The 23129-nt window shown below is 37.0% G+C and carries 21 protein-coding genes and 1 pseudogene; 3 read left to right on the top strand and 19 right to left on the bottom strand.

Annotated elements, in window-relative coordinates; all coding sequences use genetic code 11:
• Window positions 1-50 precede the first annotated feature (50 nt).
• A complete protein-coding gene (locus RU87_RS05930; RefSeq protein ID WP_068162426.1) occupies window positions 51-890 on the top strand; it encodes a LysR family transcriptional regulator in 840 nt (279 codons plus the stop codon).
• Window positions 891-992: 102 nt separating this feature from the next.
• Here the strand turns inward: RU87_RS05930 and aroA are convergent, their stop codons facing one another.
• The 14 genes and pseudogenes from aroA to RU87_RS05865 form a co-directional block, all read right to left on the bottom strand.
• The gene (aroA, locus tag RU87_RS05925) at window positions 993-2273 is read right to left on the bottom strand and encodes a 3-phosphoshikimate 1-carboxyvinyltransferase (RefSeq protein ID WP_068162424.1); all 1281 of its coding nucleotides are present in this window, start codon (window positions 2271-2273) and stop codon (window positions 993-995) included.
• Between the two features lie 74 nt (window positions 2274-2347).
• Complete coding sequence (locus RU87_RS05920; RefSeq protein ID WP_068162421.1) at window positions 2348-3451, bottom strand: prephenate dehydrogenase; 1104 nt, start codon at window positions 3449-3451, stop codon at window positions 2348-2350.
• Between the two features lie 40 nt (window positions 3452-3491).
• On the bottom strand, window positions 3492-4658 hold the full coding sequence (gene aroC, locus RU87_RS05915; protein ID WP_068162416.1) for a chorismate synthase: 1167 nt from the start codon (window positions 4656-4658) through the stop codon (window positions 3492-3494).
• Between the two features lie 68 nt (window positions 4659-4726).
• A complete protein-coding gene (gene aroB, locus RU87_RS05910) occupies window positions 4727-5794 on the bottom strand; it encodes a 3-dehydroquinate synthase (RefSeq protein ID WP_068162413.1) in 1068 nt (355 codons plus the stop codon).
• Window positions 5791-6342 carry a DUF1643 domain-containing protein gene (locus RU87_RS05905; protein WP_068162411.1) on the bottom strand — a complete coding sequence of 184 codons (552 nt, stop codon included), beginning with the start codon at window positions 6340-6342 and terminating at the stop codon, window positions 5791-5793. Before RU87_RS05905 ends, aroB begins: the two co-directional genes overlap by 4 nt.
• Complete coding sequence (aroE, locus tag RU87_RS05900) at window positions 6323-7153, bottom strand: shikimate dehydrogenase (RefSeq protein ID WP_068162407.1); 831 nt, start codon at window positions 7151-7153, stop codon at window positions 6323-6325. The genes RU87_RS05905 and aroE overlap by 20 nt, the downstream gene beginning before the upstream one ends.
• A gap of 158 nt (window positions 7154-7311) precedes the next feature.
• A complete protein-coding gene (locus RU87_RS05895; protein ID WP_068162404.1) occupies window positions 7312-8286 on the bottom strand; it encodes an NAD(P)/FAD-dependent oxidoreductase in 975 nt (324 codons plus the stop codon).
• Between the two features lie 256 nt (window positions 8287-8542).
• Entirely contained in the window at window positions 8543-9082 is a 540-nt protein-coding gene (locus RU87_RS05890; protein ID WP_068162400.1) for a ClbS/DfsB family four-helix bundle protein, read from the bottom strand.
• Entirely contained in the window at window positions 9075-9977 is a 903-nt protein-coding gene (locus RU87_RS05885; RefSeq protein ID WP_068162397.1) for a helix-turn-helix transcriptional regulator, read from the bottom strand. The genes RU87_RS05890 and RU87_RS05885 overlap by 8 nt, the downstream gene beginning before the upstream one ends.
• 8 nt (window positions 9978-9985) lie before the next feature.
• Window positions 9986-10354 carry a GyrI-like domain-containing protein gene (locus RU87_RS05880; protein WP_068162393.1) on the bottom strand — a complete coding sequence of 123 codons (369 nt, stop codon included), beginning with the start codon at window positions 10352-10354 and terminating at the stop codon, window positions 9986-9988.
• The gene (locus RU87_RS09645; RefSeq protein ID WP_156470816.1) at window positions 10300-10452 is read right to left on the bottom strand and encodes a hypothetical protein; all 153 of its coding nucleotides are present in this window, start codon (window positions 10450-10452) and stop codon (window positions 10300-10302) included. The genes RU87_RS05880 and RU87_RS09645 overlap by 55 nt, the downstream gene beginning before the upstream one ends.
• 103 nt (window positions 10453-10555) lie before the next feature.
• Window positions 10556-11071 (bottom strand): annotated as a pseudogene (locus RU87_RS05875) (nucleotidyltransferase family protein).
• 186 nt (window positions 11072-11257) lie between these two features.
• Window positions 11258-12433: a cobalamin-independent methionine synthase II family protein gene (locus tag RU87_RS05870; RefSeq protein WP_068162390.1), complete on the bottom strand. Its 1176-nt coding sequence runs from the start codon at window positions 12431-12433 to the stop codon at window positions 11258-11260.
• Window positions 12434-12611: 178 nt separating this feature from the next.
• Entirely contained in the window at window positions 12612-16883 is a 4272-nt protein-coding gene (locus RU87_RS05865) for a 2-hydroxyacyl-CoA dehydratase (RefSeq protein WP_068162388.1), read from the bottom strand.
• Between the two features lie 184 nt (window positions 16884-17067).
• Here RU87_RS05865 and RU87_RS05860 point away from each other — a divergent pair, with 184 nt between their 5' ends.
• The gene (locus RU87_RS05860) at window positions 17068-17682 is read left to right on the top strand and encodes a TetR/AcrR family transcriptional regulator (protein ID WP_068162386.1); all 615 of its coding nucleotides are present in this window, start codon (window positions 17068-17070) and stop codon (window positions 17680-17682) included.
• Window positions 17683-17720: 38 nt separating this feature from the next.
• Here RU87_RS05860 and RU87_RS05855 read toward each other — a convergent pair whose 3' ends face one another.
• From RU87_RS05855 to RU87_RS05845, 3 genes are all read right to left on the bottom strand, one after another.
• Window positions 17721-18335: a class I SAM-dependent methyltransferase gene (locus RU87_RS05855; protein ID WP_231860437.1), complete on the bottom strand. Its 615-nt coding sequence runs from the start codon at window positions 18333-18335 to the stop codon at window positions 17721-17723.
• Window position 18336: 1 nt separating this feature from the next.
• Window positions 18337-18906 carry a GDSL-type esterase/lipase family protein gene (locus tag RU87_RS05850; RefSeq protein WP_068162381.1) on the bottom strand — a complete coding sequence of 190 codons (570 nt, stop codon included), beginning with the start codon at window positions 18904-18906 and terminating at the stop codon, window positions 18337-18339.
• Between the two features lie 92 nt (window positions 18907-18998).
• Entirely contained in the window at window positions 18999-20003 is a 1005-nt protein-coding gene (locus tag RU87_RS05845) for an FUSC family protein (RefSeq protein WP_068162377.1), read from the bottom strand.
• A gap of 249 nt (window positions 20004-20252) precedes the next feature.
• Here RU87_RS05845 and coaA point away from each other — a divergent pair, with 249 nt between their 5' ends.
• Entirely contained in the window at window positions 20253-21173 is a 921-nt protein-coding gene (coaA, locus tag RU87_RS05840) for a type I pantothenate kinase (protein WP_068162374.1), read from the top strand.
• Window positions 21174-21210: 37 nt separating this feature from the next.
• Here coaA and RU87_RS05835 read toward each other — a convergent pair whose 3' ends face one another.
• Both RU87_RS05835 and RU87_RS05830 read right to left on the bottom strand, forming a co-directional pair.
• Entirely contained in the window at window positions 21211-21861 is a 651-nt protein-coding gene (locus RU87_RS05835; protein ID WP_068162372.1) for a type I 3-dehydroquinate dehydratase, read from the bottom strand.
• Window positions 21861-23000 carry a class I SAM-dependent rRNA methyltransferase gene (locus tag RU87_RS05830; protein ID WP_068162369.1) on the bottom strand — a complete coding sequence of 380 codons (1140 nt, stop codon included), beginning with the start codon at window positions 22998-23000 and terminating at the stop codon, window positions 21861-21863. Before RU87_RS05830 ends, RU87_RS05835 begins: the two co-directional genes overlap by 1 nt.
• Window positions 23001-23129: the final 129 nt, after the last annotated feature.

Raw genomic sequence — 23129 nt, 5'->3', positions numbered from 1 at the left:
ATTAAATGATATAATAACTTATAGATTTATTTTTAGATAAGGAATTTGTTATGGAAGAACTCACTTATTTTGTACAGGTTGCAACGCTGCTCTCTTTTTCTCAAGTCGCACAAAGCATGGGTGTTTCACAACCAGCTGTTTCTCAAAAAATAAAATTACTTGAAAAAAAGATGGGGTGTCAATTATTTTTTAGATTTGGTAAGCGCGTGATGTTAACCCCAGAAGGCAAACTATTTTTAACTTATGCCGAAAATGCCATCCTTGCTTTTAATACCATCTCTAAAACACTAACAGACAAAACACAAAAACAACTGACACTAGCCGGTGATGAGCATTTTTTAAGTATTCTTTTAAAGACTTTGTCTGATCTTGATGTACAAGCTATAGAAATCACTAATTCTAGACAAGTTATTGAACTCATCGAAAACGATACCTATGATATTGGTGTACTTTGGGGAAATCATAGTTTACCAGGGCTACACAGAGTGGAGCTATCTTCGAATAGATTAGTCTTAGCTGGTAGTAAACGCTTGATTAATGCTTATAAAACATCTGGCACCTTACATCTGATTCGCTATGATGTGGCTGGTGCCTATAAAAACTTTTTAGAGAACTTTATTCAGACAGTTGGCTTAACACCCACTCGCGTGACAACGTATAATAATCTAAATCTTATGAAAAAAGCGATGTTAGAAGAAATAGGGTTAGCCGTTATTTCAACTGATATCATTTACGATGAATTACATGATGGTAGTTTAGCAATTTTTGAGTTTCCTGAGACAACGCTTTCCATCAAAAATGCCATGATATACAAACAAAATCATCCTCAGATTGATCAAATTACGACACTCATCACAACGATCAAACAAAGTATCAAAACAAAATATTAAAAAATGACTCACCTCTAAAGGTAAGTCATTTTTTTATTGTTATAGCCACAACATCAGTTTATGACTGTGTTAATCCATAATCTTTATCTAAAATAATGAAGATTATTGGCTTAGCTTTTCTAAATCTTTAAAGAATGTCGGATAAGACGTATCAATAGCTTCTGCACGCTCTAAGATGACCTCGCCCTCTGCTACAAGTAAACTTGCAATCGCTGCAGTCATGCCTATTCTATGGTCACCTAGTGTGTTAATCGTGGCACCATGTAGCGGTGTCTTACCTTTGATAATCATCCCATCATCAGTAGGGGTGATATCAGCGCCCATATCGTTTAGCATATCTGCAACAACTTGAATACGATCAGTTTCTTTAACTTTTAACTCTTCAGCATCACGGATAATCGTTGTGCCTGAGGTTTGAGTTGCTAGTAATGCTATAATTGGTAGCTCATCAATCAACCTTGGAATCAAACTACCAGATATCTCAGTAGGGTGTAACTCAGAGGTTTTAACAGTCAATGTCGCTGATTTAGCAACCTTATCGACATCAGACATCACGAGATTTCCACCCATTGCTTGAATGACCTCGATAATCCCTGTACGCGTTTCATTAATCCCGACATTCTTGAGCGTAATGTCACTATTTGGTACAATTAGCCCTGCGACTAAAAAGAAGGCTGCACTTGAAATATCGCCTGGCACAGTGATCGTCGTGCCTTTAAAGTGTTGGCCACCTTTGACACGAATTTCTTTACCATCTACTTGGATATCTCCACCAAACTGCTTAATCATATCCTCAGTGTGATTTCTTGTGATGTCTTTTTCTGTGATGATAGATTCACCATTGGCTTGTAAAGCAGCGAAAATCAAAGCAGATTTCACTTGTGCTGATGCAACTGGTAGGGTATAGTTGATTGGCCTTAACTGATCTGAGCCAGTAATGTGAAGTGGTGGTAAATCACGGTCTGTTTGTCCTGATACCGTCACACCCATTTCTCTTAAAGGAATCGTTACGCGATCCATCGGACGTTTAGAGAGCGAGTCATCTCCAAACAGCTCAGTTGAGAACGGTTGACCAGCCAAAACACCAGATATCAAGCGGATAGATGTACCTGAGTTACCCATATCAAGTGCTTTTTGGGGTGCTGTGAGTCCTTTAAAGCCTACACCTTCTACAATCACTTCTGATCCGTTATCTGTAATGGTTACACCTAATTCACGAAAAGCAGCCATTGTAGATAGCACATCTTCTCCACGTAAAATATCATGAACCCTAGTTTCACCTTCTGCTAGCGCACCAAACATAATACTGCGGTGACTAATTGATTTATCTCCTGGTACTTTAAGGTCTCCTTGAAGCCCCTGCACATTGGTTTGTAATTTCACCCTATATTCTCCTTACTTAACTATCTTAGCAACAAACGTCGCCTACACGACATACTAGCGCAACACACACAACATTATTTATAAACATCATAGCTCGTATGCGTTTTAATCAAGGTTTCTGCAGTTTCTAAGTCATTAATAGTCTTAAAGGTAATTTGCAGGACACCATTTATATCAATACGTGTTTCATTAATTTTAATATTCACTATACTAAGCTCATGCCCTGATAAATAGTTTAAAATCTCATGAATCACATCACTTCTATCAGGAATACTGATAAAAAGATCATAAAAATTAGCCATAGCCCCTTTATGAATAGGCATTTGTGATCTAAGCTCACGTGCTTGGTCAAAGAACTCCCATAGTTGCTCATGTTGTTTTGCTTTTATCAAATCTTTTACAACGTGCAGTTGTGCAGTAAACTGGTCTATCTGAGAGACAACATTATCAGCATTTGACATCAAAATTTCTGACCACATCTCTGGAGAACTTTCAGCAATCCTTGTCATATCACGAAACCCACCGGCAGCTAAATTTTTGGTAAATGGCATTTGTTTTGAAAAATCTTCTGCTTCATGTACTAAGGCAGATGCTACGACATGCGGAAAATGACTTGTAACAGCAGTCATGGCATCATGGTCATCTGCTGTTAATTCGATAAATTTAGCATGCGTATGAGATAAAATCAGCTTGAGTTCATCTATATCTTTAGTTTGCGTATTTGGCGCAGGTGTCAGGATATAATAAGCATTTTCAAACAATAAAGCATCTGATGCGATGACGCCAGTTTTGTGAGAACCAGCCATAGGATGTCCACCGATAAAGCGGATTGGCTTATCAGCAAAAAGTGACACTGCACTTTCCATGATATCTTGTTTAGTCGATCCTGAATCAGAAATTAGCACATCTTGCTTTAAGGGTAAGCTTGCCAGGCGTTTTAAAAATTGAATAGATAATTGAACTGGAAAGTTAAGGATAATCACATCTGCTTTCACCGCCAACGTGTCAAAATCATCTGATGCTTCATCAACGAGCTGTTCTTGCAATGCAAATTCCCGAGGTGCTTGACTACGGTTATAGGCAGAGAGATGATACTGTGGATGCCCAGCCTTTATCGCACGTGCTAAAGAACCACCAATGAGACCTAAACCGGCAATTAAAATTGTTTTGTTGCTCATAAATTAGTTCCTTCTATTTCATATCTCTTGGAAAACGTGTTTAGAATCCTTTGATATAATCATTATGACGTGCGATATTTTCTTTAAGTTCAGCCATGTTATCTGAGCCAAATTTGTTTAGAATTTCTGTCGCTAAAACTGTTGCAACCACATGCTCTGCAACAACTGCTGCTGCAGGAACTGCGGTCGGATCTGAGCGTTCAACTTGAGCTTTATAAGGTTCATGTGTATTGATATCAACTGACATCAATGGTTTATAAAGTGTTGGAATAGGTTTCATTACCCCTTTGACAACGACTAACTCACCATTGGTCATACCACCTTCAAATCCACCTAGATTGTTAGATTTACGCGTATACCCATCGCTTTCAGACCATAAGATTTCGTCCATAATTTGACTACCTGGTTTATAAGCAGCATCAAAACCGACACCAAATTCAACACCTTTAAAGGCATTGATAGAGACAACTGCTTGGGCAATTTTTGCATCTAATTTTTTATCCCATTGGACATAAGACCCTAGACCTACTGGTAAACCGCCAGCAACGACTTCGACTACACCACCGATCGTATCACCATCTTTTTTAGTTTGATCGATTAAGGCTTTGATTTCTACTTCACGTTCAGAATTTACGATAGAAACTTCTGACTGACTAGCACGTTCTCTAATTTCAGTAACAGTCAAGTTGTCTGGGATAGCGACTTCTATGCCACCAAATACTGTCACATGACTAGCAACCTCAACACCAATTTCTGATAATAAGCGCTTAGCAACAGCACCGATCGCAACACGCATCGTTGTTTCTCTAGCACTTGAGCGTTCTAAGACATTACGTAAATCTGCAAAGCGATATTTCATACCACCTACTAAATCTGCATGACCTGGACGTGGCTTAGTCAGCTTACGTTGTGATTTAAACTTCTCTTCAACGTCATCTGCCCCCATAATGCTTGTCCAATTTTTAAAATCTTTATTGGTAACATTTAAAGTAATTGGGCTACCCATCGTCACACCATGACGGATACCAGAGGTAATCTCGACTTGGTCGCTTTCGATAAGCATTCTGCCACCACGCCCATAACCACCTTGGCGACGTTTTAATTCTTTGTTAATATCATCAGCACTAATCGCTAGTCCAGCAGGAACGCCTTCTATTATCGCTGTTAATCTTGGCCCGTGACTCTCTCCAGCAGTGAAATATCTCATATTTTATCTCCATCTTTGTTTCTATATTCAGGTAATTAGTTAGTAAAACGAAGTGTATCTTACAGGTATTAAGCTAACCAATCACTTATATCTGACATGGCAACTTCATTAATCATAGCCTGTCCTATACTTGGGACAAGGACTGTTTTAATCTTTGCTCCGCGTGCTTTTTTATCTAAAGTCATGGCTGTCGCAAGTTGTTTCACATCCCACTCATCAAGACCTGTCGGTAAGTGAAATTTGATTACCATATCGCGTATCTGATTTGTCAGCCCTTTAGCAACTAAGCCTTTATTTTCAGCAACTTTAGTAATCTGAATCATGCCGATCGCAACACCTTCACCATGCATGACTTTTCCATATCCAGCTGTAGCCTCGATTGCATGACCAATTGTATGACCAAAATTTAAATAAAGACGTGTACCATTATCTAACTCATCTTCTACGACAACTTTACGCTTCACATCACAAGAATGATAGATAAGCGTTTCGGCATTAGCCAGTAAATTATCTACTTCACCTGTTAGACCTTGGAGAACTTCCCAAAGTGCAACATCAGCGATCAAGCCGCACTTAATGACTTCTCCCATGCCTTCATAAAGTTCTCTTTCTCCTAGAGTTTTGAGACAATCTGGATCGATCAAGACACCATCTGGTTGTGTAAATGTCCCAACCATATTTTTAGCGTAAGCTGTATTCACACCTGTTTTGCCACCTACTGATGAATCTACTTGAGCTGTAAGACTCGTCGGAATTTGCAAGAAATGGATGCCACGCATATAAGTTGATGCGACAAAACCAGCCAAATCACCGACCACACCTCCACCGAGTGCAATCACACCATCCGAGCGTGTCACACCGAAATCTGCTAAATATTTGTAAGCCAATTCAACTGTCGCAAGCACTTTAGAGCTTTCTCCTTCTGGAAAAGTAAAGACTGAAACATCGAACTGATTTGCTTCTAATGCAGTTTTGACACGTTCTGCATACAAGGGACCGACATGACTATCTGTTATGATTACAATTTTTTGTGGTTGCCATAACCCTGCCACCCATTCACCAGCTTTATCTAGATACCCACGTCCTACGATAATATCATAGGGATGGTCGGGAAGATTCACATGCAATGTTTTCATAAGTAACGTTTCCTTTCAGGTTCAACCTTTAGATATAGTGGATGTCTTGGATTACCAGCTTTAGTGACATCAGCGAAGTGAAAAAGGTTAATACCATGTTGTTTTAGCATCTCTTTTATGGCATCACGGCCATGTTTTAAAGCCTCATATTTGAGATCGCCCCAAGCACCCCAAACTTCAGTAATCTGATTTGTTAACAAAAATGAGGTAATCACCTCGATATTTTTTTGTGATAAGACTGGATCAAACTCATCCATGCGACTCGCATCTGTAGCCCGTTCTGGATAAGTGTTAAACACAACCCATCCATCATAGCCTAGTTTTTGGCTAGCTGCTATCACACGATTTACCGTTCTATCACTGGTTTGGTCTCTAGCCGCCGATGGGTTCATACAAATCGCGACTAATGGATGAGAAGAGACTTTACCAATACCAAAACGATAAGGATGATAAAGCTGTGGTTCAACCCAATTTGGTGCTTGGTTTTCTGGGTAATTCACGATAATCTCTGTCACTTTAGGTTGCTTTTTAGCACTTGTTTTTACCATATACTTTTTTCTCTAACTCCGGCCAGATCAACTCCGTTGGCATCTTTTTTCCTGTCCATAACTTAAAACTTTCAGCTGCCTGATATAAGAGCATCCCTAACCCGTTTATAGTTTGGTTGCCTTGCTGTTTTGCGTAAGCTAATAAAGGTGTTTCGATTGGTTGATAGATCACATCTGCAACAATCATGTTTTGAGGTATTATCATCGTTGGGGGAATCGGCATACTAACGCCATCCATCCCAACACTTGTTGTATTAATTAATAAGTCTCCAGACAGCTCTGTCAACGCTTCCAAAGGTTTAACTATAATATTGCCTGGATAATGTTCAAATACCTCGGGTTTATAAGTCCGATTATAGACTGTAATTTGTTTGGCTCCCTGAAGCGTTGCTTCTGCTATGATCGCACGAGCAGCACCACCAGCGCCTAAAACAATAATCTCACTATCTTTTACGACAAAATCTTTGATAGACTTAAAAAAACCAACACCATCTGTCGTTGTCCCAAAAAGTCTACCGTTTTGATTAACAATCGTATTAATTGCACCCGTAAGCCTAGCAACTTCTGAGACATCATCCATATAGGCTAATGCCGCTTCTTTATAAGGCATAGACAAATTAGCCCCATACATATCAAGGGACTTAATTGAGGAGATAGTCGTCTCTAACGCTTCTTGTACTATCTCAAAAGCAAGATAGATACCATTCTCATTCACCTGCTCAAAAGCAAAGTTATGTATAAACGGCGATAAGGAGTGTTTAATCGGATTTGCGATGACAGCAGCTAACTTTGTCTGACCATTAATTTCCATATCTTATTTTATCATAATTTTCACATTTTTTCAATAAACATCGCCCTAAGCACTTACTATAATTTAGCTAATGACAGATTTTTTATGCTTTATAACCTATTAGTAGCGGACATATAAAAAAAACTACCTAGATTTTCCTAGATAGTTTTATCTTTAGCTTAAAACATTGACGTCGAATGTGCATGTTTTGCTAGTCCAGACTTGATTTTACCCATAATCTGATTAATCGCATGAGGTCCTTCTTTAAACCCTTCAACGATTAAGCCTAATTTACCTTCATAACTTGCAGTATCACCTATCGCATAGATGTTATCGCTGCTTGTTTGATAATGCGTATCAACTAAAAAATGTTGGCGATTCATCTTCAAATTAACTGACCAAGCACGAATATCTTTATTATTACTCAAGAAACCATGTTGTACAACCATCGTATCTACTGTTAATTGACGGTCATCAGAAAGCGTCAAAAGTAGTGCGTCTTGATCATCTGATATCGTTTTAATCGTCACTGGTGTTAAAACATCCACACTAGATGCATGTAGTTTATCTACTGATGATTCGTGTGCACGAAACTCATCTCTTCTATGAATCAGACTAACAGATGCCCCAACTTCTTCTAACATCAACGCCATATCTATAGCAGAGTCACCCCCACCTGCGACTGCAATACGTTGATTTTTAAATTGCTCTTTATCAGCAACATGATAGCGTAATTTAGCCTCATCAAATGTTGAAGGGTCATCAGTTTTAAGCATTTTTGGTGCAAACGAGCCATTACCTGTCGCTATAATCACTGATTTAGTAACATAGCTAGTTTTACTTGTCGTCACTTCATAAAAACCTGAATCAGGTAATTCTTTTATATCAAGTACTTTTTCAGAAAGTCGGATTGGAACACCAAACTGAGCAGTCTGTTTAACCAAATCTGCTACCAAATCTTCTGCTTTTACTGCAAAGTAACCAGGTACATCATGGATTGTCTTCTCTGGGTATAATGCTGTTAATTGACCGCCAGGTGATTCTAGGGAATCCAAAATTTGCACTTTATTTTTACGCATACCTGCATAAAAACCAGCAAATAGGCCACTAGGACCAGCACCAACAATCGTTATATCATAAATATCTTCTGTCATTTTAATATCCTTTATCACAATAAGTTGTCAAACATAGTTTACCACATAATTTTGAAAACTACTAAACAAATGTTTGGAAATTTTTTTGACATTTGGAAAATTGTTGTGTCATAGTTATGGCAAAAATTCTACTTGCCGTGCTTAGCATACCTAACACATATAAAAAAAAGTTGCGTATTGATGTACACGCTAAAACATAGGCTTTTAACTCAAAGATTTGTAGCTCACATCACATAGACCTCAACACTTTTTATGATTACCCAATGCTTTTGTCTGCTTTGAGTTGATACTTCATTTTTTTAATCGCCCAATCGTAATGACTAGGTAATGAAGACACAAAATAACTGCCTAGTGTTGTTGTGCCAGTCCAAGTAAAGTACTGCTTTGTAAATAAAGCCTCATCTGAAAATGTCTCAATTAACTCTAACATATCTTTATGACTTCCCGCCAATAATACTTTGGCTTGTTCTAAAGACGTTTCTTGATGTTTCAAGACAAACTCTTGATTGAGTCCGCCATAAGTTCGCCAATTGTAAGGGGTGGGAAAGAAGGATGCTGCTTGTCCTGCTTGATTTGCCTTAATCCAATGTAAGACAAGCAAATGCCACTCATGCAAATGAATCAAAACATCTCTAAGATTTTTATCCCTTAACCAATGTACTTGTGTCATTTTATCGGTTACGATAAAAGAAAAATTTTGTTGAGGATGTTTTAACTTAAGACTTAAAGACATCATCGTCTCATAGGATTCTTGACTAGCGGATAATAACATTTCTTTTGTCGTTGGTCTACTCATAATACCTCTTTCTCATCTCTTCTATTTTTACTAATATCGTTGCTTTTAACGATTTTGGTGCAATTACTATAGCGTTTTCTCCAAGTGATAATATATAACTATACAGCCAGTCTTCTTTTGGTACTAACCCGTCTACTAATAAATCACCATTAGGTAACTGATGAATGATAGAGATGGGAAAATCATCGTAAATTCTATAGCCTAGATGGGCTGATACTTGCATGACTAACTTAACTTGGTCTGGTTCAGCGAGTATCGGTTTATCTAATTTTTCTGTTGGTAGCCTACGATCACTATATGTGTGATATGTATTGACTAACTTAGTTATCCGACTTAGTTTAAAAAATCTAATGTCATTTTTACTTAAACAATAACCTTTTAGATACCAACTCATACTTTTAAATACTAATTGCAGCGGCTCAACTTGTCTATCACAATACTCTCCTTTAGCATTATAGTAAAGAAATCGTATCATGTGTCGCCTTAAAATAGCAGTTTTTAGTTGTTCAAAATAATCATCCGTTTCGTACCATCTAGTCAAATCTATAGATAGCCATGGCTCTGAAATCTGACCAAAAAGTGCTGATAATTTAGTTAATGACTCGGTAGTCGCGGTATCAATATTAAGTGCATCTTGTGTTTGTAAGGCCTGTAAAATACTCTGCCTTTCACTTTGATTTAGCAATACTTTATCTAACACAAAATCAGATAAAAGACTGACACCGCCACCGCTACCTTTTTGGGTAAAAATGGGAATGCCCGCCTGACTCATTCGATCAATATCTCTATAAATCGTTCGGATAGAGACTTGACACTGGTTACTCAACTCTTTAGCCGTTACTTTTTGGGTGGTTAACAAGATATAGATAATATCAAATAGTCGATTTGTCTGCACGCGTTAACTTACTCCTTTAAACTAATATAAATATGGACTTCACAAATTCCACTAGGATCAAGATGATAGGCCTCAAAATCAGCAGCAAATAACCGGGATAAGTCCATCTGCCATATCACTTGCCAAGCCTCTGCAACTTTTGAAAACACTTGCTCCTGCTGATCTTTAATGACAAATTTAGCATACTTTCCCCCCTTAATGACTTTTGTTTCGAGTAAGTCCTGATCATCACTTACTTCACTTACTTCATAAGCGGTCATCACGGTATAATCACCTTTTTCATCACTCGTATAGTCTGTATAAATGCCTAATGCAGTGTCAGCTATGCGATGATGTATCTGACGATTAATTTCATCTGTGTAAAAACGTTGCCACACTGACTGATTTTTTCTCCCACATCAGGTGCAGTGTTATTTGTCCTATCTGTAATCCCTACGACTAATTTATCCTTAAGCGTCACTACTTCATAATACATGCTCTTTACCTCTTATCTTTTTGTGATAATACTAATTTACCATAGCTAACCTGACAAGGTTTGTCATATATAAAAACAATACAATACACGATGTATTTACAGATTACGCATAGACTATCTTTAAATTCGGCCACTTATCTTGCCAATTCTTTTTAGCAAGACGCGCACAATAAATGGCTAATTTATCAGGAGTTTCTGTGAAATACGGCGTTGGTCTGACGGTAAAAGTCACAATATCTGATAAAGCGTAGGGAGCTAAAATAGCCAGTTGATTTGTATCTGTTAAGCGAGCACCGATCGCTGTACATGTTTCTGAAAATCTAGCAATCGCATCACTAGAATTCAGATAAGGGGGAGTATTTGGATTATGTAAATGTATGTGTGCTTGATTTTTCAGCTCCCAATCATAATTGGGATAATTTCTTTTCAATTGCTCTGCTAAAACTTGTGTCTCTTCATAAGACATAGCTTGATCAAAAAAGATGACATCAATATCTGTATCATTGTCAAATAACGGTTTATCTGATAGCAAGTTCTAGATTAAATTACGAATACTGCCAGCAGCTAACCAACTATCTGATAGCGCTAAACTACGAATGATTGCTAATATCTCAACAATTTGCGGCGTGCCATATCACACGTCTTTTAATTCTTCTTCAGTCATCATTAGTCTAAGCCTTTCTATCTTATAGCATAAAAATACGTTAATACTAAAGTATATTGATAGCTTTATATTACTTCAAGTATAAGTCTACTCCCTAGTTTAGTCAATAAAAAAACTAGCTATTGCTAGTTCTTTGTTTAATTATTCGCCAAAAAACTTTTGAGCAAGCGCTTGACCTTGATCGATTTTTGCCCATTGTTGTGCTTCAGATAACTCATTTCCACCGTCACATGATGCAAAGCCACATTGGTGTGATAAAAACAAGCGTTCTTTAGGAATAATCTCACTGGCTTGTTCCAGTAGATCAATCACGCGTGCTTCATCATCTAAGATTGCTGTTTTACTAGATAACAAGCCTAAAACAATCTCTGTATCGGGACGTTCCTTAAACACCTGAAGTGCTGAAAGGTTACCTGCACGTTCATCATCCCATTCTAGGAAGAAGCGATCATAGCGTTGTTGTTTCAAGAATAATTTGGCGATTGTTTCGTAAGAACCAGCACCCATATTTCTAGAATCATAATTACCACGACAGTTATGTGTCCAAACCGTTAAGCCAAGACTGTGTCCAAAATCAATCACATCATTATTAAGGTCAATAAATGTTTGGGCTAAAGCCTCTATTTGAGCATGATCAATATCTCCACCAGTAAAAGGAGAACTTGGATTATCGTCTGAAAACATTTCCCATAGACAATCATCAAACTGAATAATTTTACCACCCACTTCAGCATATTCTGTCAAAAACGCTTTATATGCGCTTGCTAGATCTGCTTTAAACTCTGATCTATCATGGTAGTATGAATTGGCATCTTTATCGCCATACCTTTTAGCATCTTGAGAAAAAGACCATTCACCAAAGATATGAGATGGTGAAGGAATACAGAGTTTTGTTGTCTGCTCACCTGCATTTGCTTTAATCTCTTTATAGATATCAATAAAATGATGATGTTTCCCGCTTATTTTTTCAGTAAATTCTAAACCGATATCACGACGTGTTTCATATTTTGATGTGTCATCTAAGTCTCTAAAGAAATACCCGTTATCAGCGATAAATCTTCTAACACCATTTAATCCCCAAACAAAATCAAGATGCCACAATGATTTTGAAAACTCACCATCTGAGATCACTGATAACCCATGAGCGATTTGTTTTTGGATGACCTCTTGAATTGCTTGTGTTTCACAAGCTTGATAGCCTTCAAAATCCTCATAAAATGGATATTGTATGTCATCACGCGCTTCTATCTCTCGTTTATATTTAAGTAATGCTTCTGGTCTTAATAAACTACCAACAATTTGAAATTTTTCACTCATCTGAAGACTCCTTTTATATCCTAAATATCTTGATAACTCTATTATAGGAGAAATAAGATAACTTGTATAATACTAAATATCACTCTATAAATATAATAAAAAACTATAGCCAAACTCTGATTTATACAGTTTTGTTATAGGTATACATAATAAAAACTGCCAAATGGCAGTTTTTATCTTAAACATGTAAGGTCATATCTTGCTTTAATTGTTTTTTAGCTGTCGCCATCATTAGTCTGATTCTATTGAGCTGATTAACAACAGAAACTGATGGATCATAATCGATTGGTGCGATATTTGCTCTTGGATATTGGCGACGTAATTCTTTAATCATCCCTTTACCGACGATATGATTAGGCAAACATCCAAAGGGTTGTAGGCAAACAATATTATCGACTTTATCTTGCAATAACTCGATCATCTCTCCCGTTAGAAACCATCCTTCACCCGTGTGATTACCGATAGAGATTATTTTTTCTGTATCAGCAGCTAACGCATCTATCGAATGCAACCCATTAAAACGCTTAGAAGATTTTAATGCCTTATTCATTGGCTTTTCAACCATTTGAATGATATTAATAAACGTCCGTGCGAAATACTTGGCTTTTTTACCCATACCAAGATGATCAGATTTCCAGATTTGATTATAAAGTGAGTAGTTCATAAAACCGATAATATCTGGCACTACTGCTTCTCCACCTTCAGATTCGATGATACTTACGATATCATTATTAGCAGTTTTAGAATACTTGACTAAAATTTCACCAACTACACCAACACGTGGCTTTTTGATAGGTAATAATGGTGTGTCATCAAACTCGCGGATGATTTGTTTCATATTCCGGTTAAATTCAAAAATTGATCCTGTTTTCATGTTATGCTTAGCTTTTTCTAGCCATTTTGCATGTAAGGCATCTATCTGACCCTTAGTGATTTCATACGGTCTAGTTCGATACACAACACGTTCAAACAAATCACCATAAAGTGCACCAATCACAACACGTACAATCAAAGGAACAGTTAGTTTAAAGCCATCCGTTTTCTCAGTCCCTTTATTCCCCATCGACAAAGAAACAACAGGTACTTGAGCAAATCCTGCATCTTTAAGTCCTTTTCGTAATAAGGGAATATAGTTAGTCGCTCGACAACCACCACCTGTTTGCGTCATCAAAACAGAGGTATTATTGACGTCATAGTCACCCGACTCAAGTGCATGAATTAATTGTCCGATAGAAATGATTGCTGGGTAACAAGAATCATTATTGACATACTTCAGACCAGAGTTGATAGCACCTTTATCCTCAGGTAATAGCACAACATTATAGCCAGATTGCTTAAATGCTTCATCAATCAAGCCTTCTTGATGAATGGGTGAAAGCATGGGCATTAAGAGTGTATGTTGCTGTTTCATCTCTTTTGTGAAAACCGGATGAGCTGTAATGACTTCTTTAAAGTCACTTTCAGCTAATTCTGGCATATTAGGGCGTTTATCACGCTCATTCACGGCTGCTTTAAGTGAGCGTAATCTAATACGCACAGCTCCCATATTTGAGCCTTCATCAATTTTTAAAACAGTATAGAGTTTATGATGTGCTTGCATGATTTCTTCGACTTGGTCTGTTGTCACCGCATCAAGTCCACACCCAAAACTGTTGAGCTGAACCAGTTCAAGATTTTTATTTTTGGCGACGACACGCGCGGCACCATATAATCGAGAATGATAAACCCACTGATTCACCACTCTTAAGCCACCCACCTCAGATAAATGTGCAATCGAATCTTCAGTCAGCACATGAAACCCTTCTTGGGTAATAATATTTGCAATACCGTGATTAATTTCAGGGTCTAAATGGTAAGGACGACCTGATAAGACGATTGCTTTTTCCTGATTGAGATTAATTTGAACGAGTAAGTCTTCTGCCTGTTTTCGAATGTCTTGCTTGAAAGCATCTAGTTCATCAAATCCATGTTTAACAGCACTAGCAATATCATCTCTAGCAATCTCAAACTCAGAAAAGATTTGAGATAGATTATCAATCATATTATCTGGATCTGCTAGATTAATGAAAGGATGTAGATAGGCAACTTGCCCATTTCTGATCTCATCAATATTATTTTTGATGACTTCTGGATAGGACTGCACAATCGGACAGTTATAGTGATTTTGGGCACTAGCATCTTCTTGACGCTCATATAATACAGATGGATAAAATATGGTTGGCACATCTTTTTCAATCAAACTCATGATATGTCCATGACTCAGTTTCGCAGGATAACAAACAGTATCAGAAGGAATCGTCTCTATCCCTTTTTCATACAATGTCTTGTCTGATTTAGGCGATAGCACCACTCTAAACCCTAAATCACTTAGAATAGTATGCCAGAGTGGATAATTTTCATACATATTTAAGACACGTGGGATACCTATCTCACCATGTATTGCTTTTTTCTTACTCAGTGATTTAAACTTGAATAATTTTTTATATTTATAATCGACTAGGTTAACTTTTTTATCACGCTTATCTACTTTGATTTGCATGGCTTTTTCTGCACCACGCTCACAGCGATTTCCTGATACAAATTTTGACCCATCATTAAACACTGTCAGTGTCATTTTACACATATTTTCACAGAGTCCACAAGTCGTAAACTCTTTAGTCGTTTCAAAGTGCTGTATAGCGACTAAATCTAAAATAGTCGATTGGCTGATATCGTCACTCCCATTTTCCATGGCAATCAAGGCACACCCATAAGCACCCATGAGTCCAGCGATCGATGGGCGAATCACTTGGCGATCTGAAATTTTTTCAAAGGCACGTAAAACAGCTTCATTGTAGAAGGTTCCGCCTTGGACAACGATTTTTTCACCCAAATCTTCAGGGCGTTTCACTTTTATGACTTTGTACAGAGCATTTTTGATCACAGAATAAGATAAACCTGCTGAAATATCCCCGACTGTTGCCCCTTCTTTTTGGACTTGTTTAACTTTAGAATTCATAAAAACAGTACATTTAGAGCCAAGATCAACTGGATGTTTGGTTAATAAGGCTGCTTTTGCAAAGTCCTTTACGTCATATTTTAAAGATTTAGCAAATGTCTCGATAAAAGACCCACATCCTGAACTACATGCTTCGTTCAGCTGGATACTAGATAGTGCACCATCACGTATTTTCATGGCCTTCATATCTTGACCACCGATATCAATGATAAAATCAACTCCAGGTTGGAAAAAGTCAGCCGCTTTATAATGTGCCATCGTCTCAACTTCACCTATATCTACTTTTAAGGCAGCTTTAATGAGGTGTTCACCATATCCAGTTACCGCTGATTTGGCAATATAAACATCACTCGGCATGTCTTGGTAAAGTGTCGTCATGACAGTAATAACTGAATTTAGCGGATCGCCATTATTTGAGCCATAATGCTCAAATAAAATATCTCCGGCTTCATTAATTAAAACAATTTTAGTTGTCGTTGACCCTGCATCTATACCTAGATAAGCAGCACCGTGATGAGTTGCTAAAGGTTTATGAGCAGCCGTTGCTTGATTATGTCTTGTTCTAAATGCTGCTAAGTCAGCTTCACTTTCAAACAATACCTCCATAGTATCTTGGGGAACCAAGTTCTCTGAATGATCATTTTCGAGTTGATGAATAATTTGTGATGCACAAAATTCTGTCGCATTTTCTTCATCTAATGCAGCACCCATGGCAACAAAAAGTTGTGGATGTTCAGGAAACACCACATTTTCAGGTTTAATATCTAGCGTTTCAATGAATCGTTTACGCAACTCACTCATGAAAAATAATGGCCCACCTAAAAAAGCAATGTTCCCTGTGATTTTACGTCCAGACGCCAACCCTGCTACTGTTTGGTTGACCACTGCTTGGAAAATACTAGCCGCAATATCTTCCTTACGTACCCCTTCATTTAAAAGTGGTTGGACATCTGTCTTTGCAAAGACACCACATCGACTTGCAATAGGATAAAGCGTTTGATAGTTTTTGGCAAGTTCATTAACACCTGCTGCATCTACTTTTAAGAGTTCAGCCATTTGATCGATAAAGGCACCTGTTCCACCAGCACATGATCCATTCATACGTTGCTCCATAGCACCGTCAAAGAAGGTCATCTTGGCATCTTCACCACCAAGTTCAATCATGACATCTGTTTGAGGAATAAATTTTTCGATTGTCAGTGCAGATGCAATCACTTCTTGAATAAAAGTCGCACCAATCACGTCAGATAGGCCCATACCACCTGAACCTGTAATCGAAAAAGTAAACGCAACATCACCAAGTTTACGCATCATCTCCTGAAGTACTTTGATCGTTGCTGTTTTGACGTCAGAAAAATGCCTCTCATATCTTGAGAATTTTAGGTCATACTGTTCATCAAATACAACCATTTTTACTGTTGTTGAGCCAACGTCTATTCCTGCTTTATACATAAACACTTCTTCCTAATACCTAACCGAGTTAAAACAACACATTGTTGCATAACATATATATCTTCATTTTACAAGCAATTCGACTTGCGCGCAACCATTAAAATGTGCTAAACTGTTGGTAAAACAACACTAAACAACAATACGTTGTATAAAGTTAATGATTCTTTAATCAAAGTGGGAAAAAATGACAAAAAAAATTGATTTACGTATCAAAAGAACGAATAAACTCATCATCGAAGCCTTTATTAAACTTTTAGGTAGTAAGACTTTTGATAAAATTACGATTAGTGATATTTCAGACATAGCGATGATTAATCGGGCAACCTTTTACAGCCATTTTAAAGATAAATCCGACTTATTTGAACGGATTATCGATAAATTTTTGAAAGATTTTGTCGCTGTTTTAGACTCTGAAAATCTGGTTGAAGAAAATGGCATTAATGTCAAAAAAATTGAACGTGTCTTGACTAACTTTTATGAGTTTGTCAAAGACAATCCTGATTTGGCAAGAATATTTATCACGCACAGCAATAAAGAAATTTTATCAAAACGTTTATTAGCCATTTTATCTGAAAGATATGCCCACCTGTTTGAAAGTCTAGATGTCAGAAATGAGCAACTCAAAATACCGACTGATTTCGTTGTCTCATATATCACAAGTATTTTTATCGGTACAGTGACTTGGTGGATTGAACAAAAAAATCACGAGATGTCCGCAAATGAATTTGCTTCTCTCGTGATTAAGTTGATTTCAAACGGCCATTTAACCGTTTTAGGTGTGAATATTAACCGTGATTAAGTCTAGTGTACGTGAATAACAAAAAGGTTGACCTTTGTTTATGCTGTTTCACTTTCTTTAGTAGACTGCAATATAAAATACCCTTTACTTTTTTTGATCACTTCACAATTATCAAAAATCTCGACCATCTTATCTTTAGCACTAGGTGCGCCTTGTTTTTTCTGAATGACAATCGTTAGTGTGCCGTTTTCCTTTAAATGTTCATAGGCACCAGATATGACACCATGCACAACCTCTTTACCAGCTCTTATCGGGGGATTTGACACGATATGATCAAACTTACCCACTACCTTATCATAAAGATTGGATTGAAAAATTGTGGCTGATACTGCATTTTGAGTGGCATTTTTCTCTGCTAAAGCTAGTGCGCGTAAATTTACATCTATCATCGTTGGCACGACTGCTTGAGCTTTTGCAAGCGTAATCCCAATCGGACCATAGCCACATCCAACATCTAATAAAGTGGCCTGCGCTTCAAATGTTACTGCCTCTAAAAGCACTTGACTACCAAAGTCAATTGCTTTTTTGCTAAAGACACCCGCATCAGTGGTAAAGCGTAATCGCTCGCCTAAAAGAACAGTTTCAAGTTGGTGAATATCATGTGCTGCATCAGGATGTTCATCAAAGTACATTTTTTGAAAATCATTAGCCATATTAGTTGTTTTGCTCCCTACTGATAATATCTTGTGCAATGAGTGACGTCACAAGTTTATAGCCTTTAGTTGTAAAATGAACACCATCTGATACAATCAGCTCATCAGGATTAGGCTGTTGGTGCATCAGTGCATTTAGATTTAACACGTTAGCACCTGTTTTTTCGCCAGCAGCTTTAACACTTTCTACATAATCTATCAGTCTTGTATTTGAGCGTCCTAACATTTTTTGTGAATTCATCATTGCAACCTCATTCACATAAGAGGGTGTTAAAATGCTCGTCTTCTGTGCACCCAAAGCTGTGATAAATGTTGTGATATTTTTAAAAAATTGTTGCGGAGAAATTTTACGGTGTACGGCTGCATCATTTGCACCAAAAAAGATATAATAATAATCAGCTTTTTGAGCGACTACATCAGCCAAACGCTTCATGGCTGCATTCGTATCTTCTCCCGCTACAGCACAACAGATAACCTCACCAGATATGTGTGCTTGCGCTAACAAGTCTTCTGTCATGTTTTTCATCTCTATATGGGTCGAGATGGAATCACCAAATACTACGATTTTCAACTTTTAACTCCTCTTATTTAGGATAATATGATTAGTCACTTTACTGTTTGTTTGTCTATATTATATCATATTACTCAATTTGTTTATTTTTTCTAACGCTCTTCTAGTTTATTTGCAATAGGCCAGTTTTTATTCATGATGTAATCATAATATAAAACGCCTATCAAGCCAATGATAGTCCCAACAAAAATAGCTAAAATTCTAGTTTTGATTAAAGTATTGCCCATTTCTGGTCTCACTATTTTAAACAAAATAAGTGCGATTGGCGTCGTGAAAAAATTGCCAACTAAATAGCTTTTGGGCATATAAAGACCAATTAAGGCAATAAAAACAAAGGATAGCCCGATTAATACGATAGGATCATTGACGAGTGAGTAAATAACAAAAGCTATCAAGGTACCGATAAGCCCTGCACCAATATAGGATAACTGTCTTTTTCTTGCAACCGTCACATTTTCAGATTGTAGAATAGTCAAGGCTGACACAAGTATCCAATAATAATTGTTTAATTTCAAATGATACCCAATAAAATAAGCAAGAAAGGCAAATACACTAGTCATCAAGGCACGTATGCTAGGCTGGATATCTTGCGTTTTATAGATAATATCCCTCAGATTGATTTGGTATCGTTCAAATTGCCTATTTTCAATCATAGCAAAAACGACTGCAATGACGACACCTAACACCGCATATAATGATAAAAATAATGCGTTGAGTAATGGCAGGTGAGATAGACTTGCGATCATCCCATTAATCATGAGAACAAAAAATAGTCCAGGACCAATGTATCCATTCACGCTCATCAGGTATTGGACAATATAAGTCAATAAAGCAATCCAGATAAATGTAAGCCATTGTGTTTTTGAGAGACAAGCACTGATTGGAAAACTAATACAACTGATACTACTGACTAAAAATAGTTGTGTCATGGTCTTGTCCTTATTAGCTGGTACATAATACATAAAAAGTAAACTACCAAAACTTCCCATCACGCCAACCCAATAATTACGAAAAATAATCGCAATTAAGAAAGCGACAACCATCGTTAACACACCGTAAATGGTATGGATATAATTTCTATTGGTAAATTGATGCATCATAGCTCCTTTAAAATGAGACTGATAAAATATAAGTCATAAGTCTATCTTAATACAAAACACTTAAAAAAGACAGTTATATTTATAGATACACCAAATGAATCTGTTACATACAAATCAGTTTATGAGCAAAAATGGAAATCAGGTTTGCCCTATTTTGGGGATGTTTGCGACTTCTATACAACACTTACTTAGTATTTTGTAAGCGCATTCTGGTATTTGTCTATTTTATATGGTAAAATTACTTCTATGGAAACTGAACTGATAAATTATGAAAAGATTACGCGCCGCATCTGGCAAAATCTATATAAAAAAACCTTACCCGCACTAACAGAACAAGAACTAAATAATATTAAGTCAATCAATGATGAAATTAGTCTACAAGATGTCAATGACGTCTATCTACCACTTGTGCAACTGATTCGTATCTATAAAAAAACAATTAGCGATTTGAATTTTTCAAAGGGCTTATTTTTACAGAAAATCACTGATAATCAACCCTTTATTATCGGTATTTCAGGATCAGTTGCCGTTGGTAAATCGACTACTGCCAGATTATTGCAGCTCCTATTATCTCGTACCTTTAAGACTTCTAAAGTTGAACTCGTGACAACTGATGGATTTTTATATTCCAAAGATGAGCTGACAAAAAAAGGGATACTAGATAGAAAAGGATTTCCTGAATCTTATGACATGGAAGCGCTGATTAGTTTTTTATTAGCCATTAAGTCTGGTAGCAGTGCAACTATTCCAGTATACTCTCACGAAATTTACGATGTACTACCTGAAAAAGAACGGATTGATGCCCCTGACATCCTTATCGTTGAGGGAATAAATGTCTTTCAAACGAGTGCCAATAAACAGCTTTATATCAATGACTTCTTTGATTTTTCTATCTATGTAGATGCTAAAGAGCATAATATCGAACGCTGGTATTTAGAAAGATTTAAAACGTTTTTAGCCTTAGCTAAACAAGATCCGAATAATTATTATCACCAGTTTACCGCACTCTCAGACGATGCAACGATGAAATTAGCTAAGGATACATGGAAAACAGTTAATTTAGTTAACCTAAGGAACTATATCGAACCAACACGCAGTCGTGCTGAGGTTATCCTACACAAAGATAAAACACATAAAATCGACAAAATTTATTTGAAAAAATACTAAAAAAGATCCAGTCACCACTGACCAGATCTTTTTTGTTTTAGTTTAAAAGTGCTTTTGCTTGTAGCATTTCAGACAGACTGAATTGACCAGGTGCGCTACTTGCATCCACTGATGCAAAAGTCCAGCTACTGCCAAAACTATCACCAGCAAGACGCGTAATCTTACCGATTTCCCCCATAGCCATCGTAACAAGAAGTTGTTGTGGATGTTGTAGGCTAAAGGCTTGTGTCTCAGACATTAATCTTAGCACATCAGCTTTTGTTTTAGGCATACCAGCAAACTTCACAACTTTTGGTTGCCTAGCAGACATAGTTGATAAAATATCACTCAAATTGAGTGGTATTTGATTAAAATCATGATAAGAAGCAATCGCATTATCTGGTAGCGAGATCGTTTTAAACCTCATAACTTCAACATCTATATAAGTAAATGCAGATGCGTAAGTAGCGATCAAATTTGCATATGCCATCTCAGTGATGTTACATTCAGCCTTATCTTCTGTTCGATAGGTAAAGATAATGTCCTGACTCGAAAACTTTTGTTTGATTTGCTGTGCTGCTGTACTTAGGACATCTAAAGGTAAAAAATCTGCTCGCCACTCGATGATATCAGCTTCTTGATACTTTTTAGTCTCTAATAATGCGATCTCTGCCATACTTGTGGGCATAATTGGCACGACAATTTTCATTATGATTTGACCTCCAATACGAATACTTTTAGATAATCAGATTGTGGATCAGCAGGATTCGTTGTAAAATCTGCAGGTAATCTGAATTCTTGAATAATCTCAAACTTGTGTTTAGCGAAGCCTTTGTTGATTTCAGCCAAAAAGTCTGTTCTTGACAATCTAGCATGATTCGTTGAGGCAATTATCCTACCGTGTTTGTTTAAAATAGGTAGCGCATCTTCAATTAGTTTATGATAATCTTTTGCGACTGAAAATGTCATTTTTTTATTTCTTGCAAAACTTGGTGGATCTATGACAATGATATCAAAACTTAACTGTTTTCGATTAGCGTATTTAAAATAGTCAAAAACATCCATGACATGAAATTTATGTGCGTCAAGTGGGATATTATTAGCCACAAAATGGGCCTGTGATAGGTCACGTGACCGTTTTGCTAAATCAACTGAGACTGTCGATTTAGCACCACCAATTGCTGCTGCAACTGAAAAAGCAGCTGTATAAGAAAACATATTTAACAAAGATTTCCCAGCAGAAAACTTATCGATTAAAGCACCACGGACGTCATGTTGATCCAAGAAAATCCCTGTCATAAGCCCGTCATTTAGAAAGACTTCATAGTTAACACCATTTTCAAGGATGATAAATTTATCTGGTGCAACTTCTCCATAGATATGACTAGAGACAGGAAGTTGACTATCAAAGCGTATTTTTTCATACGCACCTAATATTTCTGGAAAGACAGTCTTAAATGCTGCTAATATGTCTGTTTTGAGTGTGTATACGAAGGTGTTATACCAGTTAAACAAAGCATAGTCACCATAAATATCGATGGTAAATCCCCCAAAGTCATCGCCATCTTGATTAAAAACGCGAAAAGCTGTGGTTGTATTATCTTGATAATAGTTTTGGCGCTTGTTTTTTGCCTCTTGTAACAGTGCTAAAAAGTCTCTTGACTTAATCGTCCAGCCAATACCCTTATTTTGACGTGACAAATAAGCTTCACTAACAAACTGATGATCAAAGTATAGGGATACAAACCCTTCAATACCAGTTTGTACAGGGAAATCTTGGGCATCAAGTACTGCAATCCCTTGTCTTATTTTTTTAGCTGCATATTTATTTATAGTTAGTTTAGTCATTATCTAAATATTATACACAAAATTAGGTAAGAAAGCTATAGACCTCTAGCCCTTATCTAGCTAGATAAACTCAGTCTACATACTAGTTAAACAGTGTCACGATATATTTTTAGTCTCGTGTCAGCTTTA

The organism is Pseudolactococcus plantarum, assembly GCF_002441715.1.
Lineage (GTDB): Bacteria > Bacillota > Bacilli > Lactobacillales > Streptococcaceae > Pseudolactococcus > Pseudolactococcus plantarum.
The sequence above is the reverse complement of the archived record's forward strand: the minus strand, read 5'-3'. Positions and strand labels throughout refer to the sequence as shown.

Excerpts from the sequence above, each read along its gene's own strand:
- RU87_RS05930 (WP_068162426.1), top strand. The coding sequence starts at position 51 with ATGGAAGAACTCACTTATTTTGTACAGGTTGCAACGCTGCTCTCTTTT.
- coaA (WP_068162374.1), top strand. The coding sequence starts at position 20,253 with ATGGAAACTGAACTGATAAATTATGAAAAGATTACGCGCCGCATCTGG.
- RU87_RS05870 (WP_068162390.1), bottom strand. The coding sequence starts at position 12,433 with ATGAGTGAAAAATTTCAAATTGTTGGTAGTTTATTAAGACCAGAAGCA.
- RU87_RS05905 (WP_068162411.1), bottom strand. The coding sequence starts at position 6,342 with ATGGTAAAAACAAGTGCTAAAAAGCAACCTAAAGTGACAGAGATTATC.
- RU87_RS05860 (WP_068162386.1), top strand. The coding sequence starts at position 17,068 with ATGACAAAAAAAATTGATTTACGTATCAAAAGAACGAATAAACTCATC.
- aroE (WP_068162407.1), bottom strand. The coding sequence starts at position 7,153 with ATGGAAATTAATGGTCAGACAAAGTTAGCTGCTGTCATCGCAAATCCG.
- aroB (WP_068162413.1), bottom strand. The coding sequence starts at position 5,794 with ATGAAAACATTGCATGTGAATCTTCCCGACCATCCCTATGATATTATC.
- RU87_RS05895 (WP_068162404.1), bottom strand. The coding sequence starts at position 8,286 with ATGACAGAAGATATTTATGATATAACGATTGTTGGTGCTGGTCCTAGT.
- RU87_RS05830 (WP_068162369.1), bottom strand. The coding sequence starts at position 23,000 with ATGACTAAACTAACTATAAATAAATATGCAGCTAAAAAAATAAGACAA.
- RU87_RS05845 (WP_068162377.1), bottom strand. The coding sequence starts at position 20,003 with ATGCATCAATTTACCAATAGAAATTATATCCATACCATTTACGGTGTG.
- aroC (WP_068162416.1), bottom strand. The coding sequence starts at position 4,658 with ATGAGATATTTCACTGCTGGAGAGAGTCACGGGCCAAGATTAACAGCG.
- RU87_RS05835 (WP_068162372.1), bottom strand. The coding sequence starts at position 21,861 with ATGAAAATTGTCGTGCCAATTATGCCCACAAGTATGGCAGAGATCGCA.
- RU87_RS09645 (WP_156470816.1), bottom strand. The coding sequence starts at position 10,452 with ATGTATTATGAAGTAGTGACGCTTAAGGATAAATTAGTCGTAGGGATT.
- RU87_RS05920 (WP_068162421.1), bottom strand. The coding sequence starts at position 3,451 with ATGAGCAACAAAACAATTTTAATTGCCGGTTTAGGTCTCATTGGTGGT.
- RU87_RS05890 (WP_068162400.1), bottom strand. The coding sequence starts at position 9,082 with ATGAGTAGACCAACGACAAAAGAAATGTTATTATCCGCTAGTCAAGAA.
- RU87_RS05865 (WP_068162388.1), bottom strand. The coding sequence starts at position 16,883 with ATGTATAAAGCAGGAATAGACGTTGGCTCAACAACAGTAAAAATGGTT.
- RU87_RS05855 (WP_231860437.1), bottom strand. The coding sequence starts at position 18,335 with ATGGCTAATGATTTTCAAAAAATGTACTTTGATGAACATCCTGATGCA.